Genomic DNA, 17180 nt, shown 5'->3' with positions numbered 1-17180 from the left:
GGGATTGCGCGGATGCCAACCCCGTAAGGGCGAGGCTGAAGCGGCAATCCTTCGGATTGCGCGGGTGGGCATTGGCAATGAGAACGATCAAGTGTCTTAAGGGCAATTGGTGGATGCCTTGGCATGCACAGGCGATGAAGGACGTGATACGCTGCGATAAGCTACGGGGAGGTGCGAATACCCTTTGATCCGTAGATTTCCGAATGGGGAAACCCACCTAAGGTGCTTGGAAAATCAGAGTAGCAGGGTGACTTGCTGCTGTGGTTTCCAAGTATCTGTTATAGGTAACTTATCCTGAATACATAGGGATAAAGTGGCGAACGCGGGGAACTGAAACATCTAAGTACCCGTAGGAAAGGACATCAACCGAGACTCCGGAAGTAGTGGCGAGCGAACCCGGACCAGGCCAGTGGCGATTGAGAGACAAGCGGAACCTTCTGGAAAGTAGGGCCATAGTGGGTGACAGCCCCGTACGCGTAATGCAATCAATCGTCCTCGAGTAAGGCGGGACACGTGAAATCCTGTCTGAAATTGGGGGGACCACCCTCCAAGCCTAAGTACTCGTGCATGACCGATAGCGAACTAGTACCGTGAGGGAAAGGTGAAAAGCACCCCGACAAGGGGAGTGAAAGAGTACCTGAAACCGATTGCCTACAAACAGTGGGAGCCCGCAAGGGTGACCACGTACCTTTTGTATAATGGGTCAGCGACTTAGTGTGACGAGCAAGCTTAAACCGCTAGGTGTAGGCGCAGCGAAAGCGAGTCTGAACAGGGCGTTCAGTTCGTCGCATTAGACCCGAAACCGAGTGATCTAGCCATGAGCAGGTTGAAGGTAAGGTAACACTTACTGGAGGACCGAACCCATAACTGTTGCAATAGTTCGGGATGACTTGTGGCTAGGGGTGAAAGGCCAATCAAACTCGGAAATAGCTGGTTCTCCGCGAAATCTATTTAGGTAGAGCGTCGACCGAATACCCCAGGGGGTAGAGCACTGGATGGGCTAGGGGTCCTCACCGGATTACCAAACCTAACCAAACTCCGAATACCTGGGAGTACTAGTCGGCAGACACACGGCGGGTGCTAACGTCCGTCGTGAAAAGGGAAACAACCCTGACCTACAGCTAAGGTCCCCAAGTTATGGCTAAGTGGGAAAGGATGTGAGGATCCCAAAACAACCAGGATGTTGGCTTAGAAGCAGCCATCATTTAAAGAAAGCGTAACAGCTCACTGGTCTAAATAAGGGTCTTTGCGCCGAAAATGTAACGGGGCTAAAGCCATACACCGAAGCTTAGGGTTCGTGAGCAATCACGAGCGGTAGCGGAGCGTTCTGTAAGCTGATGAAGCCATACCCGTGAGGGGTGGTGGAGGTATCAGAAGTGCGAATGCTGACATGAGTAACGTAAGGGGAGTGAGAGACTCCCCCGCCGAAAGACCAAGGGTTCCTGCTTAAAGCTAATCTGAGCAGGGTTAGCCGGCCCCTAAGACGAGGCGGAAACGCGTAGTCGATGGGAACCACGTTAATATTCGTGGGCTTGGAGGTAGTGACGGATCATTGAGGTAGTCCAATCTTATCGGATTGAACGGGCTGCTGCGTGGTTCCAGGAAATAGCTCCTCCTTATAAACCGTACCCGAAACCGACACTGGTGGTCTGGTAGAGTATACCAAGGCGCTTGAGAGAACTATGCTGAAGGAACTCGGCAAATTGCACGCGTAACTTCGGAAGAAGCGTGACCCTTTTCCACGCAAGTGGAGGAGGGTGGCACAGACCAGGGGGTAGCGACTGTTTATCAAAAACACAGGGCTCTGCGAAGTCGCAAGACGACGTATAGGGTCTGACGCCTGCCCGGTGCTGGAAGGTTAAGAGGAGGGGTGCAAGCTCTGAATCGAAGCCCCAGTAAACGGCGGCCGTAACTATAACGGTCCTAAGGTAGCGAAATTCCTTGTCGGGTAAGTTCCGACCTGCACGAATGGCGTAACGACTTCCCCGCTGTCTCCAGCATAGACTCAGTGAAATTGAATTCCCCGTGAAGATGCGGGGTTCCTGCGGTTAGACGGAAAGACCCCGTGCACCTTTACTATAGCTTTACATTGGCATTCGTAGTGGCATGTGTAGGATAGGTGGTAGGCTTTGAAACCTGGGCGCCAGCTCAGGTGGAGCCACCCTTGAAATACCACCCTTATTACTATGGATGTCTAACCGCGGCCCGTTATCCGGGTCCGGGACAATGTATGGTGGGTAGTTTGACTGGGGCGGTCGCCTCCTAAAGAGTAACGGAGGCGCGCGATGGTGGGCTCAGAACGGTCGGAAATCGTTCGCTGAGTGCAATGGCATAAGCCTGCCTGACTGCGAGACTGACAAGTCGAGCAGAGACGAAAGTCGGTCATAGTGATCCGGTGGTCCCGCGTGGAAGGGCCATCGCTCAACGGATAAAAGGTACGCCGGGGATAACAGGCTGATGACCCCCAAGAGTCCATATCGACGGGGTTGTTTGGCACCTCGATGTCGACTCATCGCATCCTGGGGCTGGAGCAGGTCCCAAGGGTATGGCTGTTCGCCATTTAAAGCGGTACGTGAGTTGGGTTCAGAACGTCGTGAGACAGTTCGGTCCCTATCTGCCGTGGGTGTAGGAATATTGAAAGGATCTGTCCCTAGTACGAGAGGACCGGGATGGACGGATCTCTGGTGGACCTGTTGTGGCGCCAGCCGCATAGCAGGGTAGCTATATCCGGACGGGATAACCGCTGAAGGCATCTAAGCGGGAAACCCACCTTAAAACGAGTATTCCCTGAGAACCGTGGAAGACGACCACGTTGATAGGCCGGGTGTGGAAGAGCGGCAACGCTTGAAGCTTACCGGTACTAATAGTTCGATCGGCTTGATCGTTCTCATTCCTTATGCCCATCGTGAAGCACGATGGTCTGGCCAGCGCTCACGCATGAGCGGCCCTTACGGGCCTATGCTCCGCGAGGGCGCCGGAAAACCGGCGACGCGCAGTCGCGCTTGCGGGCTTACGCCCGAAAGCCACAAACGTCGCCTTGGCACAAAAAACAGCTTCTCGAACAACGTGCGTTTTGCCGACCTGGTGGTTATGGCGGAGCGGCTGCACCCGATCCCATTCCGAACTCGGCCGTGAAACGCTCCAGCGCTGATGGTACTTCGTCTCAAGACGCGGGAGAGTAGGTCGCTGCCAGGTCTGCCAAACGCACGTTGAGCTCACATCCAATCGGATGGAGTGAAAATCTTCTCTCTACGAAAAAGGCCCGCCAAGGGACCACGGGCCGCGTAAGCGGCCCTTTCATTTGGTGAGCCATCTACCTATCTGTAGGCCAGCCTCCCTAGTGGCTTGCGCTTACATCCTAAGCAGGCAAACGCTTGCTCAGTGGTGACGCGGGGTGGAGCAGCCCGGTAGCTCGTCAGGCTCATAACCTGAAGGTCACAGGTTCAAATCCTGTCCCCGCAACCAATTCACAAACGGCCCGCATGGCTCAAACCAGCGGGCCGTTTTGCGTTCGGGGCCAACGATCGCCGACCACTGCCTCCCGCCCAGCGGCCCGCAAGCAGGCAAAGCCGAAGCGCCCCGATGTAAGTCTCCACTGACATTGCGAGCAGTGTGCCGCGTCACCCCCCGGCGTTGCCGCGTGCTCGCTTTCTCTCGGCTGCGGCGAGCAAGTCGACGAAGGCGCGCACCTTGGCAGGCCGGAAGCGGGCCGGCGGGAACACCGCGTGGATGCCGCCGGTCGGCAAGGCCCACTGCGCGAATATCCGCACAAGCCGATCCCCGGCGATATCCTCATCGACCGCATAGTCGGGAAATATACCCAGACCGATACCTGCAAGCACGCAGGCATAGGCCGCCGGGCTTTTGTCGCAGACGATGACGGGATTGAGTTCTGTCAGCACCGTCTCGCCTTCTCTGGAAAACAGCCATTGGCCGACGCCGCGCAGCTGGGCATTGCCGACCCAGGCCAGCGATCGTGCCTGGTTCGGGTTCGCATCCGCGGGCAGGCTTGCCGCGAAGGCCGGGCTCGCAACGACGATCTGCCGAATCGTGCCCAGTCGCCGTGCCTGGTTGGAGGAATCGGTAAGCCAGCCAACGCGGATGCCGAGATCGATCTGCTCATCAACCAGATCGCTCACCGCGTCGTCGAAGATCGCTTCGACGCGCATTTGCGGATAGGCCTTCAGATATGCCGCCATGACCGGCGCCACCACTCTGGTGCCGTAGTCGAGCGGCGCGGTCAGCTTCAGCGTTCCGCTCGGCTCGACCGCTCCGTGCGAGATCTCGCCAAAGGCCGCCTCCGCCTCGCGCAGGATGATCATCGCGCGATCATAAAAGAGGCGACCGTCTTCCGTTGGGGTGACGCGTCGTGTCGTGCGCTGCAGCAGCGTTGCGCCCAGTTCCTCCTCGAGCCTGCCGACCTGATGGCTGACCACGGCCTTGGCGACGCCAAGCCGGTCCGCGGCTGATGTGAACGAGCCGGTTTCCATCACGGTGGTGAAGTAGACGAGCCGATTGAGGTTCAGAAGGTCGGCCAAGGTGATTGCTTTTGTCTGATCTGATCAGACAGTTTGTATTATTGGGTGGCATTTATCGCAAGACCTCCTTCTGCCACATACGGCCAAGACTTTTGGCGGCTCGTCAGCCGACAATCCGTACCTAGGATGGCAGCGATCGTGAGCAATTCGGACGTGACTTACCTCTTCGATCCGCTCTGCGGCTGGTGTTACGGCGCCACGCCGATGCTGGACAGGCTCTCGGCCAGCGGCTCGCGCATTGAGCTGATGCCGACCGGCCTGTTCTCCGGTGCCGGGGCGCGGCCGATGGATGAAGGCTTTGCCGCCCATGCCTGGGCGAACGACCAGCGCATCGAGCGTCTGACCGGACAGAAGTTCACGCAGGCTTACCGAAACAACGTCCTCAATATTCGGGGCACCTTGCTCGACTCCCATGCCGCCACGCTCGGCATCAGCGCTGCCGGCCTCGATGACCCCAATCGTCGGCTGAGCGCTCTGAAGGCTATCCAGCGTGCGCGTTATGTCGATGGACGGGATATCGTGACTGTCGGAGGCGTGGCCGCAGTGCTCGCCGATGCCGGCATGGCCAATGCCGCACCAATGTTGAAGGCGTCGACCGAAACCTTGCTGACGGCTCACGGCGAACTGGTTGGCCGAGGCCGCACGCTGTTTCAGCGTCTGCACGCCAATGGCGTTCCTTCCCTCGCAATTATCCGCAACGATGCACCGCGCCTCATCGGCTCGAACGCGCTGTTCGGCAGCTTCGACAATCTCGTCGCCCATATCGCGGCGGCGTGATCCCCCGACTGACCCCCAACAAGGACTGGAAAAGGACATGGCAAAAGTCGCTCTCATCGGCGCATCAGGCGCCGTCGGTTCGCGCCTGCTCAAGGAACTCTCCGACCGTGGCCATACGGTCACCGGCATTGCCCGCAACCCTGAAAAGATTGCCGCGCTGCCCGGCGTGACTGCGAGGAAGGGCGATGTCTTCGACAGGCAAGGTCTCACCGACCTGATCCATGGCCATGATTTGGTGATCAGCGCAGTGCATTTCCTGGACAGCGATCCCGACACGCTGATTGCCGCCGTGCGTGCTTCCGGCGTGAAGCGCTACCTCATCGTAGGCGGCGCCGGCAGCCTTGAGGTCGCGCCCGGCAAAAGGCTGGTCGACACGCCCGAATTCCCTGCAATCTACAAGGCCGAGGCACAGAAGGGCGCCGACTTCCTCGACAAGCTGAAAGCCGTCGGCGACCTCGATTGGACGTTCCTGTCGCCCTCCGCCATGTTCGTCCCAGGCGAGCGCACCGGCAAATTCCGCCTGGGCAAGGACACGCTACTGGCCTCCGACAAGGGCAGCAGTATCTCCTTCGAGGACTACGCCATCGTCATGGTCGACGAGATCGAGAAGCCTGCCCACATCAGGCAGCGTTTTACCGTCGGCTATTGATCAACCGGCGGCGGCCGTGTCTCGATCGAGGCTGGCCAACGCCAGCCGCACCAGGGCCAGCCGGCGTCCCGCTTCCACCGTTCGAATCGAGGCAGGCCGACCGGGTCTTCCGACTGTCTATGCGCCGCCCGCCATCGTCGCCCGCAACCAGGCCGTGATGGCATCGAAGTCGATGGGCTTCGTCGTGTCGACGTCGAAGAGCGGTCCGCGCCGCAGCGGCTCGGCGCGCTTGGCGAGCTCGATCAGTTCGGGAACATAGGCGGCACCGGGATGGCCAGCGGGGCGCTGGTCGAGGCGGGCGCCATAGCGCTCGGCAAGGACCTCGCCGGGCGCGTGGCACCAGATTTCGAAAGTCTGCTCGACGCCGGCCTTTCGCAGATGATCCTCGAGGACCTCGCGCGGCTGGAAGCCGAACCAGGCATCGACGATGAAGGTGGTGCCGGCAGGCGCTTCGCCGACCACCGACCAGATCGCCTGGTAGCTGGCGCGGCCGAGCGTGCGGTTGAACAGGCGGTCGCCGCCACCGAGCACTTCGAGAAAGGGGTTCTTGATCGTGTCGAGCGCCAGCAGCGGCCAGCCCATGCGATCGGCGATACCGCGCGAGACGGTGCTCTTGCCGCTGGCGGGGATGCCGTTTACGAGCACAGCGCGCCGCGGGCGGCCGGACTGGGTCGAGGGCGACGTGTGCATCTCCCCCGCCAGCGCCTGGAGGCCGGCGCCGATCACCCCGGCGTCGTCGCCGAGTTGCGCGGGCCCGACCTGGCATTGATACCAGGGCGCCAGCGCCGGCGCGCGGCCGAGTGCCGCATGGGCCGCCCGGCCAAGGCCGCCGCCAAGCAGCACCAGGTCGGGAGCAAGCACGGCAACGGCGGTGTCGATGGCGGCCCGCAGCGGTTTCGCCCAGGCGTCCAGTACGCCGCGCGCCTGGATATCGCCGGCCTTATCGCGGGCGAAGAGTTGATCGACCGAAATGTCGGCGCCGAGGCCGGCGCGCGCAATGTGACGGCCGAGCGCGGTGCCCGAACTGGTGGTTTCGACGCAGCCGCGCCTGCCGCAGGCGCAGACCTCGCCATTGACGTCGACGGTGATGTGGCCGAGCTGACCCGCCGTTGCCGAACCTCGCGTGATCCGCCGATCCTGGGCGACGGCGCCGCCAATGCCGGTGCCGATGGTGAACATGACGATGTTGCCATGGCCGCGCCCGGCGCCGAGCGCCATCTCGGCGGCCAGCGCCATGTTGCAGTCATTGTCGATGACGACGCGCTTGCCTGTCATGTCTTCCAGGCGCTGGGCAAGCGCAACCGAGGCGAGGTTGACATAGCCGCCAGACAGCACCGCGCCGCGCCGCGCATCGACGCGGCCCGGCACGCCGACACCGATGGCCTTCACATCCGGCGTGTCGAGAAGGCGCACCATGTCGGCGATGCGGCCGAGCACCAGCTCCGGGTCGGGCGCGCTCTTTTCGGAAACGCGCTTGAGGATTTCACCGGTGCCGGAAATGCGGGCGGCACGCAGATTGGTGCCGCCGATATCTATTCCTATGCTCTGAGGCATGGCGTCCCGCATCTGTTTTCGCGCAATTCCGGACGCAAAGCCGCTTCACACTTTCGCTGGAACAGCTCTGGTCCAACGCAACTGTCAGGCAGCGGCTTTCTGCCGGTAGTGCCCGATCACGGCCTGGATTTCACGCAATCGCGGCACTGCGATGGTCTTAAGCCTTTCGCGCTGGATGTCACGGTCGAGCGAGATGCAATCCTTCCACAGCGAGCGGCCGGCGATGACGCCTGAGGCGCCATTCTGCATGGCGATCTCGACCTGGCCAAGGAAGGTCGCGTGGTTGACGCCGGCCGAAAGCACCGCCCACGGCACCTCGCCGGCCATTTTGGTGATGTTGGCGCAGGCTTCCGGCGTCCCGGGGTAGGGAAGCTTCAGCACCTTGGCGCCACACTCCAGCGAAATCCTGGTGCCTTCCTCGACAAGCCATGGCGTCTTGGCCGCATAGTCCTCGGGGCTTTCCCCGTCGAGCTGATAGGTCAGGAACTCGACGACCAGCAGCAGGTCTTCCTGCCCGAAATCGGCGATGCACTGGCGCAGGATGGCGATGTTGTGCTCGTTCGCCTCAGGCTTGTCGGCCCGCAGATACACCATGATCTTGCCGCCTGTGCCGCCGAGTGCGCGGACGCGGCGCGCGTCGATGCCGGGAACCAGGCGCGAAAGGCGGTAGCCTTCGGGAGAGATATCGAAACCGGAAGCGTCGAGGCCGATGAGCAGCGCCGTATCGCGGTTCAAGACGCCTTCGTCGACAATGCGCGGCACCGCGCAGAGCGGGTCGAGCAGCACGCAGGACGCCGCACTGGCGAGGTAGCGTGTGATGTCGGCCTTGGTGTCGCCGAGCATGTCGTTGGTGATCTTGGCCTGTTCGTCCGGGTCCGACGCCAGCAGGGTCCGCATGCCGCCGCGCTGGTCGCAGGCGATGGCCACCATGGCCCCGTCCTTGCCGCATATCTGCTGATAGCCGCGCAGTTCCGCGGTGGTCATCTTGGTCATGGTCTCAATCCGATGTTGGCGCTCTCCAGACGAAGGGCGCGGATCCCGTGGAAACAACGATGTTCAGTTCTGCCCGCCTGCCGGCAGGAAGCCGTGACGCGCCATCGCCTTCGAAGAAAGCGCCTCGCCGGGCTCGCGGCCCGCGAGCCGCCGCACGTTGCGAGTTGGCTGGATTTGCGCGATAACTCCCGTCGGCCTATGTGTATGTAACACGTTGCTGAAAGGAATTGCAAGCTGTCTTCCCCTCCCATCCAGGATGCGACCGCATCGCGGACGATGCTGCATACGGTGGCCAAGCTGCATTATGTGGAGGAGATGTCGCAGGTCGATATCGCTCGCCGGCTCGGAGTGTCCACCGCGACGATTTCGCGCTTGCTGCAGCGGGCGCGGGCCGAGGGCATTGTCCGCATCGAGGTTCTCGACCTGGCAACGCCGGAGGACATCACCAGGCAGCTGATCGATGGCTTGAAATTGCGCGATGCCGCAGTGGTCGAGACGCCGGCGGCCGGCACGCTGGCGGCGCTCGCGGCACCCCTTGGCGGGCTGCTCAGGCAGGCGCAGCTGGTGGCGGGCTCCGTCGTCGCCATCGGCTGGGGGCGCGCCGTGCGCGAGGTCATCCGGGCCGGACTGCCGCGCATGCCCGGCGTGCTGACCGTGGCCGCCACCGGCGGCATGCAGCAGCAGGCGGCACATTTTCAGGTCAACGAATTCGTGCGGCTCGCCGCCGAGGAGTTCGGCGGCACCCCGCATTTCATCCATGCCCCCTATCTGCCTTCCAGCGAATTGCGAGAGGTCTTCCTGCGCGACACCGCCATCCGCGATGCCGTCGCTTTGTGGGAGAGGACCGATGTCGCGATCGTCGGCATCGGCCTGCCGCATGCCATCAACGCCCCCGAGGCGAGCGCCGCCACCCCGAGCGAGCAGGCGCTGGTTCATGCCGCCGGCGACGTGCTTCGCCATTACTTCGATGCCGAAGGCACGCTGATTGCCTGGGAAGGGGAGAGCCGGATGATCGCCATGTCGCCGGCGCAGTTGCGCGCGGTGCCGCTGGTCATTGGCCTCGCCGCGTCGCCGGAAAAGGCGACGGCGATTATTGCCGCCGTCCGCGCCGGTCTCATCAACACATTGGTGACCGATACCAAGACAGCGCAGGCCATCCTCGGGGCGCTCGCGTAACGAATAATCCAGGCAGGACGCCGTCACGAAACCAGTTGTGCCGCCGAAAGCCGCGGGTGATAGTTGACCGGGGCTCTGCGGAGCAGTCGGATGTCGTATGGTGTGAAAAGCCCGGCACTGCAACTCGGAAAAACCGAGTTGCAATTTATTTCTGCAAAGTGTTACAAGTTCGAACGCCCGCTGGCAAGGCGAGGCGTGGGACACAGTTTGCCGGGCCTCGCGGAGGCTAGGGAATGGGGCTGTGGCCAGGTGCGCCGGCGACTGACCGGCCGACATATCGACTGGAGGGCGCTTGGGAGGAGCTGCCCGCAAAAGGCAAACAAGCGTTCCGGCCGTCGGCATCCGAACGGATGACGGCCATTCCAATGTCACTTGCAACGGCAGATCTGCCAACAATGAGGAGGATGTCATGAAGAAGATCGTTGCCGCGCTCGCGGCGCTCGCCGTCAGTGCCACGGTGCTGATTGCGCCCGCGCAGGCGCAGGACAAAAAATACACCATTGCGCTCATTCCCGGCCTGACCACCGACGGCTTCTACATCACCATGCGCAAGGGCGCCCAGGCGGCGGCCGACGCGCTTGGCGTCAATCTGGTCTTCCAGGGTGCGCCGGACTTCAACCCGGTCACCCAGGTGCCGGTGCTCGACGCGGTCATCGCCAAGAAGCCGGATGCGATCCTGATCGCGCCGACCGACAAGGTTCAGCTGGTCGAGCCGCTGCGCAAGGCCAATGACGCCGGCATTCCGGTCATTACCGTCGACACTTTCATCGGCAGCGGCGTCTACCAGACCGGCGCCGGCGATGCCGATTTCCCGCTGTCTTACATCGCGTCGGACAATGTGCTGGGCGGCGAGATCGCGGCGCGGGCTTTGGCCACGTCCATTGGCGACAAGGGCAAGGTCTATGTCTCGAACGTCAAGCCCGGCATCTCGACCACCGACCAGCGTGAAGAAGGCTTCAAGAAGGAGATGGCCAAGCATCCGGGCATCACCGTGCTGGAGACCCAGTTCAATGACGACGACGCCAACAAGGCGGCTTCGCAGCTGCAGGCGGTGTTCGCGCGCAATCCCGACCTGGTCGGTGTCTTCGGCGCCAATCTGTTCTCGGCGCTGGGTGCCGCCAACGGCGTCAAGCAGGCGGGACAGACCGGCACGGTCAAGGTCGTCGCCTTCGATGCGCCGACCAGCATCGTCGACAACATCAACACCGGCCTGGTCGACGTGGCGATCGCCCAGCATCCGGCCGAGATCGGCTATTACGGCGTCGTCTCGGCCTATGCCCACCTGACCGGCCATTCGATCCCGGTCACCATCGGCACCGGCTTCACGATCATGGACAAGTCCAACATCGCGGATCCGAACATCTCGAAGTATCTCTACTCCGAGTAAGTCCAGCACAGTCTGGCTCCTCCCGGTCCGCCGGGAGGAGCCTGCACCGGGTCCCTCGCCAATCGAGACCTGTTTGAAGGCGCCGCGGAGTATCCATGACCTCGACATCACCAGCCCAGCCTGCCGAGAAGCATGTCGCCCCTCAGGCCGATCATGGCGATCCGGCCCGAAGCCTGGTCGCACGCATCGCCGAAGGGCGCGCCTGGCTGTTCCTGGCCGGACTGCTCATCTGTTTCGAGATCTGGTCGCGGCTCGCCTTCGGCGCGACCTTCGTCCTCAACCCGTTCAACCTGCAGTCCATTGCCATCTTCGCCGTGGCGCCGCTGCTGCTGGCGACCGGCCAGACCTTCGTCATCATTTCCGGCGGCATCGATCTGTCGCTCGGCTTCATCATGGGGCTGGCCGCCGTCATCGCCGCGCATGCCACCAATATAGCGGGCGCCGCCATTCCCCTGCCGCTGGCCATGCTGGCCGGCATCCTTGCTTCGGTGATCGTTGCCGGCGTGCCTGGCGTCATCAACGGCCTGCTGATCTCGCGGCTCAAGGTGCCGCCTTTCATCGGCACGCTCGGCATGTTCGGCGTCGCGCGCGGTGCCGCCTTCCTGCTTGCCGGCGGCACCACCGTGCCGGTGCAGAACTCCTGGTTCGCACTGCTCGGCAACGGCAAGTTCTATGGCATCCCTTATCTGGTGCTGATCACCGCCATCTTCGTCATCGTCATGCACTACCTGCTCAGCCAGACCCGCTTCGGCCAGCACAATTACGCCATCGGCGCCAATGTGCAGGCGGCGCGGCGGGCCGGCATCGACATCAGGGGCCACATATTGCGGCTCTACGTGCTGTCGGCGATGTGCGCCGGCCTTGGCGGCGCGCTCTATGCCGCGCGCTTCACAGCGGGCGCCGCACAGGCCGGCGAGCCCCTGCTGCTCGACAGCGTCGCGGCGGTGGTGATCGGCGGCGCCAGCCTGTTCGGCGGCTCCGGCACCATCTTCGGCACGGTCGCCGGGGCGCTGGTGATCGCGGTCATCCAGTACGGGCTGGTCTTCGTCAATGTCGAGCCGTTCTGGCAGTTCATCGCCGTCGGCGTCGTCATCATCATTTCCGTCCTTATCGACCAGGCGCAGCGCCGGTTCAGTGGAGCCCGTCAGGATGAATAGCACCAACCAGAACGCGCCCCTGCTGGAAGTCCGCAACCTGTCGAAGCACTTCGGCGCCGTGCGTGCGCTCAACGACTTCTCCATGGCCGTGCGGCCGGGCGAAGTCGTGGCGCTGGCCGGTGACAACGGTGCCGGCAAGACGACGCTGATCAAGGCGATATCGGGGGTGTTTCAGCCGACGGGTGGCGAGATACTGCTGCGGGGTCACCCGGTGACGTTCGCGACGCCGCAGGAGGCGCGCGAAAAGGGCATCGAGACGATCTACCAGGATCTGGCGCTCGCCGACAATCTGTCGATCGGCGCCAACATCTTCCTTGGCCGCGAACCGATGCACAAGGCGTTCGGCTTCCTGCCGGTGCTCGACCGCAAGGCGATGGCCGAAGCGGCCAAGGCAACGATGGGGCGGCTGGACTTCCATGTCAGCCGGCTCGAGGCTCCGGTCAGCAATTTCTCCGGCGGCCAGCGCCAGGCCGTCGCCATCGGCCGCGCCGTCTACTGGGATGCGCAGATCCTGATCATGGACGAACCGACCGCCGCACTTGGCGTGCCGGAGCAGCGCAAGGTGATCTCGCTGATCCACCAGCTCAAGGCGCAGGGACGCGGCGTGATCTTCATCTCGCACAATCTGCAGGACATCTTTGCGGTGTCGGACCGCATCGTCGTGTTGCGGCGCGGCGTCCAGGCCGGCGAGCGCAAGATTTCCGAGACCAACCATGATGAGGTCGTCAAGCTGATGGTCGGCGGTTAGGTGCATTGATATTCAGGTGATGCCGGTCGGCAAGCGGTGGTTTCCTGCGCTTCCGGCCTTTCGCCGGCCGAAGCACTCGTGAATGGCGTGGCAGCTAAGGCTACGGCCGGCGTAGGCCGGCGCTCACCTATCTCAACACACCTTAGAACTGCTTAGCCGGCATCGCGATTGGTCAGCGCGATGTGGCAGCAGCCGGAGCCGTGGCCGGGCGTCCAGGTGACGTTGTCGAAGCGCACGCCGGTCGCCTCGAACAGGCCGCGGTCGAAGGCGCCGGCGATGCGGCAGAGCGTGGCGAGCTTTTCGTCACCGACGCCTGCCTCGACCCAGGCGTCTTTCAGCGGGCAGCGTTTGACCTTGAAGGCGATGCGGTCATCGCCGCGTTCGACATCGGTCGGATACATCAGGCCGCCGTCCGGGCTGACCGCCAGGAAGGCTTCGCCGATGGCGCGTGCATCGTTGGCACCGAAGCTGGCGAAGGCCGCCGCCGCCACTTCCTTGCCGCGCTGTTCGATGGCGCGGATCATGATCGCCTGCGCCTTGTCGGAACCCAGCTCTCCGGTCAGTTCCTCGAGGAACAGGCGGTAGAGGTCGGCGCGGTTGCGGAAGGCGGAATCGAGTTCACGCGACAGCTTTTCGGCTCTGGCTTCGGGATCGGTCATGATGCGTCCTGTGTGGTTCCTTTGAGCCTTGGTGCTGCCGCCACCAACGCCTTGCCGATGACCGATTGCGGGGCGTCGATGACGGCGCGGGCATCGCCGCTCTCGGCGATCCGTCCGGCATCGAGAAGGATGACGCGGTGGGCGACGGCGCGCACGACGCCGAGATCATGGGAAATGAAGAGATAGGCGATCCGTTCCTGCCTTTGCAGGTCGAGCAGAAGGTCGAGGATCTGGCCGCGTACCGAGACGTCGAGTGCCGAGACCGCCTCGTCGAGCACGATCAGCGATGGTCTTGTGGCGATGGCGCGGGCGATGGCGACGCGCTGCCGCTGACCGCCGGAGATTTCGTGGATGGCTCGCGGCGCGAGATCGGCCGCCAGCCCGACACGCTCGAGCAAGGCTGCGATGCGGCGCGGCCGCTCGGTGCGGGAGGCGATACCGTGGATGCGCAAGGGATCATCGAGGACACGCGCCACGGTGGCGCGCGGGTTGAAGGCGGCAAGCGGATCCTGGAACACCATTTGCAGACGCGCGCGGCGCGCTCTGAGCGTTGCGCCGCGCAAGGCCAGGAAGTCGTCGCTCTCGAATTCAATGGCGCCAGCGTCCGGCTCTATCAGGCGCAGCACCAGCCGGGCGATCGTCGACTTGCCGCTGCCGGAAGGGCCGGCCAGCGCCAGTGTTTCGCCGGGCTCGATATGAAAAGAGACGTCGTCGACCGCGATGACGGTCTTGCCGCCGCGACGGTAGCGTTTGGTGAGGCTGGACACGACGAGCAGGCTCATGCGGACAGCCCGGCTCGGTTCAGCAGCGGTACGGCGTCGAGGCCGATATGGGCGTCGAGCAAGATGCGGGTGTAGGCTTGAGTTGGGGCGTCGACAATCCGTGCCGTCGTGCCAAGTTCGACGAGTTGGCCATGGCGGAACACGGCGATACGCTCGGCGAGTTCGGCCGCCAGCGCGATGTCATGGCTGACGAACAGAAGCGTCATGCCGTCTTCAGCCACCAGCTGGCGGATCAAGGCGACGATCTCTGCCTGCACGATGGTGTCGAGCGCGCTGGTCGCCTCGTCGGCGATCAGCAGTGTTGGACTTGCCGCAATAGCGGCGGCGATCGCCGCGCGCTGCTTCTGGCCGCCGGAGAGCTGGTGCGGGAAGGCGTGCAGGGCCGAGTCCGGGTCGGGCAGGCGGATGCGTTCGAGCAGGGTTTTGGCCTTGGCGTATGCCTGGGACCAAGTGAGGCCGAGATGGGTACGGGCGACTTCGGCGATCTGTTTGCCGATGGTCATCACGGGATCGAGGCTCGCGGACGGGTCCTGGAAGACGAAACCGATGTCGCGGCCGAGGAGGGGAGGTTGGCTTGGTTTGGCGAAGGATTTTTGAGGGTTGCGCTCTACGAGATCCCCCTCTGGGACAGAGGGGGGTGGCTTGGCACCCAACGTTGAGGATGGGCGTGTGAGCCAATCGATATGCCCCTCGATTCTGGCGCTCGCCGGCAGCAATCCCGCAATCGCCAGCGCCAGCGTGCTCTTGCCGGAGCCGCTTTCGCCGATGATGGCCAGGCGCTCGCCAGCCACGATGTCGAGGCTGATGTTCTTCAGCGCCGCCACAACGTTGCCGTCGCGGCGATAGGTCACCGTCAGGTCGCGGATCGAAGCGAGCGCGCTCACGACAGACCTCTCCTGACCGCTGTCGTCTCGACAATGCCTTCACCGGCGAGATAGACGCCGAGCACTGTCAGCACCAGCGCAATACCTGGCATGATCGACAGGAAGGGCGCGGTGCGCAGCACGGCGCGGCCCTCGGCGATCATCCCGCCCCAGGTGACACGGTTAGGGTCGCCGAGGCCGAGGAAGGATAGCGCCGCCTCGGTGAGGATGGCGGCTGCGACGATCACCGAGGACATTGCCAGCACCGGCGGCAGGGCGTTGGGCAACACCTCGCGAAAGGCGATTTCGAGCGGATGCATGCCGATGGCACGCGCGCTGGCGACATAGTCGCGTTCGCGAATGGAGAGGACTTCCGCGCGGGCGATACGGGCCGGGCCGGGCCAGGTGCCGAGCGCGATGGCGATCACGACGATGCCGAGCGATGGGCCAACGACGCTGACGAAGGCCAGCGCCAGCAGGAAGCTCGGCACGGTCTGGAAGGCATCGGTGATGCGCATCAGCACCTCGTCGACGAGGCCGCCGGCAAAGCCGGCAAGCGTGCCGACCACCGAGCCGATGGCAAGTGCCGCCGCCGCAGCCGCAAGGCCGACAGCGAGCGAGGTGCGGGCGCCGTGAAAGAGTTCGGCCAGCACGTCGCGGCCGAGCCGATCTGTGCCGAGCGGCAGCGACCAGTCCTGGAAGGGCGGCAGCAGCGCCGGGCCGGCGATGGCTTGAGGATCGCCGGGAAACAGCAGCGGTGCGATGAGCGCCACCGCAATCAGTGCGGCCAGCAGGATGGCGCCGGCGACCGCCTCGGGCGTGCGCAGGAAACGGCGGATCAGGCTCATGCGCCGGCCTCGCCGGCACCGACGCGCGGATCGAGGAAGGCATAGGTGATGTCGACCAGCAGGTTGATGACGACGACCAGGACGGCGCTGGTGAGGATGATGCCGAGCAGCAGGGGCGTGTCGCGCGAAGCCACCGCTTCCTGTGCCAGCCTGCCGAGACCCGGTACGGAAAAGACGCTCTCGATGACGACGCTGCCGCCCAGCATCTGCGCCGATTGCAGGCCGAGCATGGTGATGAGCGGCAGCAGCGCATTGCGGGCGACGTGGGCGAGCACGACGCGGCGGCGCGACAGCCCCCTGGCGCGGGCGGCGAGGACAAAATCCTGCCGCCAGGCTTCGGCCATGCCGGCGCGCATCATGCGCAGATAGAGCGCGAGATAGATGAAGCCGAGCGCGGCCACCGGCAGGATGAGATGGATGGCGATGTCGGAGACGCGATCGAGGCCGGTCTTGTCCGAGGCGAGCGTCTCGATGCCGCCGATCGGCAGCCAGCGCAGGTCGACGGCGAAGACGACGATCAGCACCAGGCCGAGCCAGAAACCCGGCACGGCATAGAGCGCCAACGAGCCGATCGACAGGACGCGGTCGCGGGCGCTGCCGGGCCTTGCGCCGGCATAGATGCCCAGCGCGGAGCCCAGCCCGAAGGACAGCGCGGTGGCGCTGACCATCAGCAGCAGTGTGTTGGGCAACCGTTCGAGGATCACGTCGCGGATCGGCCTGGAGAAGGTCACCGACTGGCCGAGATCGAGATGCAGCAGCGCCCAGAGATAATTGGCGAGCCGCGTCAGTTCCGATTGGTCGAGGCCCCAGCGATGACGCAGCAATTCGATCATGCCGGCGTCGCCGCCGGTCGACACGATATAAGCGTCGACGGCATCGCCGGGGGCGGCTTCGAGCAGCAGGAACGTGCCGATGACGACGATCAGCAGCACGAAGACGCTGCCGACGAGACGGCGGCGGAGAAGGATGAGGGCGCGGGTCACGTTCGCTTACCCTGTCCGCAAGGGGGAGGGTAAGCTGGGCGCTGTCCGGCGGGACAGAGGGAGGCG

General features: G+C 63.6%; 14 protein-coding genes, 1 tRNA gene and 2 rRNA genes. 9 read left to right on the top strand and 8 right to left on the bottom strand.

Translation table 11 applies throughout. The annotated features are described in order from the left end of the window. The first annotated feature begins 85 nt into the window (after window positions 1–85). The 3 genes from FJ546_RS16695 (at window position 86) to FJ546_RS16685 (ending at window position 3465) form a co-directional block, all read left to right on the top strand. Window positions 86–2885, top strand: a 23S ribosomal RNA gene (locus FJ546_RS16695). Between the two features lie 195 nt (window positions 2886–3080). After that, window positions 3081–3195, top strand: a 5S ribosomal RNA gene (gene rrf, locus FJ546_RS16690). A 193-nt stretch (window positions 3196–3388) separates the two neighbouring features. Next, a tRNA-Met gene (locus tag FJ546_RS16685) sits at window positions 3389–3465 on the top strand. 155 nt (window positions 3466–3620) lie between these two features. Here FJ546_RS16685 and FJ546_RS16680 read toward each other — a convergent pair. Beyond that, on the bottom strand, window positions 3621–4538 hold the full coding sequence (locus tag FJ546_RS16680) for a LysR family transcriptional regulator (RefSeq protein ID WP_140890333.1): 918 nt from the start codon (window positions 4536–4538) through the stop codon (window positions 3621–3623). Between the two features lie 138 nt (window positions 4539–4676). Between FJ546_RS16680 and FJ546_RS16675 the strand changes: the two genes are divergently transcribed. Together FJ546_RS16675 and FJ546_RS16670 are read left to right on the top strand one after the other, a co-directional pair. Further along, complete coding sequence (locus FJ546_RS16675) at window positions 4677–5315, top strand: DsbA family protein (RefSeq protein WP_140890343.1); 639 nt, start codon at window positions 4677–4679, stop codon at window positions 5313–5315. 37 nt (window positions 5316–5352) lie between these two features. Further along, window positions 5353–5964, top strand: coding sequence for an NAD(P)-dependent oxidoreductase (locus FJ546_RS16670; protein WP_140890332.1), 612 nt, complete (start codon window positions 5353–5355; stop codon window positions 5962–5964). Window positions 5965–6081: 117 nt separating this feature from the next. Here FJ546_RS16670 and FJ546_RS16665 read toward each other — a convergent pair whose 3' ends face one another. Next, on the bottom strand, window positions 6082–7518 hold the full coding sequence (locus FJ546_RS16665; RefSeq protein ID WP_246686864.1) for an ROK family protein: 1437 nt from the start codon (window positions 7516–7518) through the stop codon (window positions 6082–6084). An 84-nt stretch (window positions 7519–7602) separates the two neighbouring features. Beyond that, window positions 7603–8511 carry a tagatose-bisphosphate aldolase gene (locus tag FJ546_RS16660; protein WP_140890330.1) on the bottom strand — a complete coding sequence of 303 codons (909 nt, stop codon included), beginning with the start codon at window positions 8509–8511 and terminating at the stop codon, window positions 7603–7605. Window positions 8512–8787: 276 nt separating this feature from the next. Here FJ546_RS16660 and FJ546_RS16655 point away from each other — a divergent pair, with 276 nt between their 5' ends. The 4 genes from FJ546_RS16655 to FJ546_RS16640 all read left to right on the top strand — a co-directional run bounded on the left by FJ546_RS16655 (window position 8788) and on the right by FJ546_RS16640 (window position 12979). Then, window positions 8788–9687 (top strand): sugar-binding domain-containing protein, encoded by a 900-nt coding sequence (locus FJ546_RS16655; protein ID WP_140890329.1) that lies wholly within the window; start codon window positions 8788–8790, stop codon window positions 9685–9687. Between the two features lie 409 nt (window positions 9688–10096). After that, a complete protein-coding gene (locus tag FJ546_RS16650) occupies window positions 10097–11074 on the top strand; it encodes an ABC transporter substrate-binding protein (RefSeq protein WP_027047417.1) in 978 nt (325 codons plus the stop codon). A 95-nt stretch (window positions 11075–11169) separates the two neighbouring features. Beyond that, window positions 11170–12231, top strand: coding sequence for a ribose ABC transporter (locus FJ546_RS16645; protein WP_140890328.1), 1062 nt, complete (start codon window positions 11170–11172; stop codon window positions 12229–12231). Continuing rightward, window positions 12224–12979 carry an ATP-binding cassette domain-containing protein gene (locus FJ546_RS16640; protein ID WP_140890327.1) on the top strand — a complete coding sequence of 252 codons (756 nt, stop codon included), beginning with the start codon at window positions 12224–12226 and terminating at the stop codon, window positions 12977–12979. The genes FJ546_RS16645 and FJ546_RS16640 overlap by 8 nt, the downstream gene beginning before the upstream one ends. Before the next feature lie 152 nt (window positions 12980–13131). On the opposite strand, the gene FJ546_RS16635 is transcribed toward FJ546_RS16640, so the two are convergent. The 5 genes from FJ546_RS16635 to FJ546_RS16615 are packed head-to-tail and all read right to left on the bottom strand — an operon-like array spanning window position 13132 to window position 17114. Next, the gene (locus tag FJ546_RS16635; protein ID WP_140890326.1) at window positions 13132–13638 is read right to left on the bottom strand and encodes an L-2-amino-thiazoline-4-carboxylic acid hydrolase; all 507 of its coding nucleotides are present in this window, start codon (window positions 13636–13638) and stop codon (window positions 13132–13134) included. After that, window positions 13635–14420 (bottom strand): ATP-binding cassette domain-containing protein, encoded by a 786-nt coding sequence (locus FJ546_RS16630; RefSeq protein ID WP_140890325.1) that lies wholly within the window; start codon window positions 14418–14420, stop codon window positions 13635–13637. Before FJ546_RS16630 ends, FJ546_RS16635 begins: the two co-directional genes overlap by 4 nt. Next, window positions 14417–15304, bottom strand: a complete 888-nt coding sequence (locus FJ546_RS16625; protein ID WP_181167960.1) for an ABC transporter ATP-binding protein — start codon at window positions 15302–15304, stop codon at window positions 14417–14419. The genes FJ546_RS16630 and FJ546_RS16625 overlap by 4 nt, the downstream gene beginning before the upstream one ends. Continuing rightward, window positions 15301–16131, bottom strand: coding sequence for an ABC transporter permease (locus FJ546_RS16620; protein ID WP_140890324.1), 831 nt, complete (start codon window positions 16129–16131; stop codon window positions 15301–15303). The genes FJ546_RS16625 and FJ546_RS16620 overlap by 4 nt, the downstream gene beginning before the upstream one ends. Further along, window positions 16128–17114 carry an ABC transporter permease gene (locus FJ546_RS16615; RefSeq protein ID WP_140890323.1) on the bottom strand — a complete coding sequence of 329 codons (987 nt, stop codon included), beginning with the start codon at window positions 17112–17114 and terminating at the stop codon, window positions 16128–16130. Before FJ546_RS16615 ends, FJ546_RS16620 begins: the two co-directional genes overlap by 4 nt. Between the last annotated feature and the right edge of the window lie 66 nt (window positions 17115–17180).

The organism is Mesorhizobium sp. B2-4-19 (assembly GCF_006441315.1).
Taxonomy (GTDB): Bacteria; Pseudomonadota; Alphaproteobacteria; order Rhizobiales; family Rhizobiaceae; genus Mesorhizobium.
The sequence above is the reverse complement of the archived record's forward strand: the minus strand, read 5'-3'. Positions and strand labels throughout refer to the sequence as shown.

Bases quoted from the DNA above. Each gene is read 5' to 3' on its own strand.
- FJ546_RS16670 (WP_140890332.1), top strand. From the start codon at position 5,353: ATGGCAAAAGTCGCTCTCATCGGCGCATCAGGCGCCGTCGGTTCGCGC.
- FJ546_RS16665 (WP_246686864.1), bottom strand. From the start codon at position 7,518: ATGCCTCAGAGCATAGGAATAGATATCGGCGGCACCAATCTGCGTGCC.
- FJ546_RS16660 (WP_140890330.1), bottom strand. From the start codon at position 8,511: ATGACCAAGATGACCACCGCGGAACTGCGCGGCTATCAGCAGATATGC.
- FJ546_RS16655 (WP_140890329.1), top strand. From the start codon at position 8,788: ATGCTGCATACGGTGGCCAAGCTGCATTATGTGGAGGAGATGTCGCAG.
- FJ546_RS16650 (WP_027047417.1), top strand. From the start codon at position 10,097: ATGAAGAAGATCGTTGCCGCGCTCGCGGCGCTCGCCGTCAGTGCCACG.
- FJ546_RS16645 (WP_140890328.1), top strand. From the start codon at position 11,170: ATGACCTCGACATCACCAGCCCAGCCTGCCGAGAAGCATGTCGCCCCT.
- FJ546_RS16640 (WP_140890327.1), top strand. From the start codon at position 12,224: ATGAATAGCACCAACCAGAACGCGCCCCTGCTGGAAGTCCGCAACCTG.
- FJ546_RS16635 (WP_140890326.1), bottom strand. From the start codon at position 13,638: ATGACCGATCCCGAAGCCAGAGCCGAAAAGCTGTCGCGTGAACTCGAT.
- FJ546_RS16630 (WP_140890325.1), bottom strand. From the start codon at position 14,420: ATGAGCCTGCTCGTCGTGTCCAGCCTCACCAAACGCTACCGTCGCGGC.
- FJ546_RS16620 (WP_140890324.1), bottom strand. From the start codon at position 16,131: ATGAGCCTGATCCGCCGTTTCCTGCGCACGCCCGAGGCGGTCGCCGGC.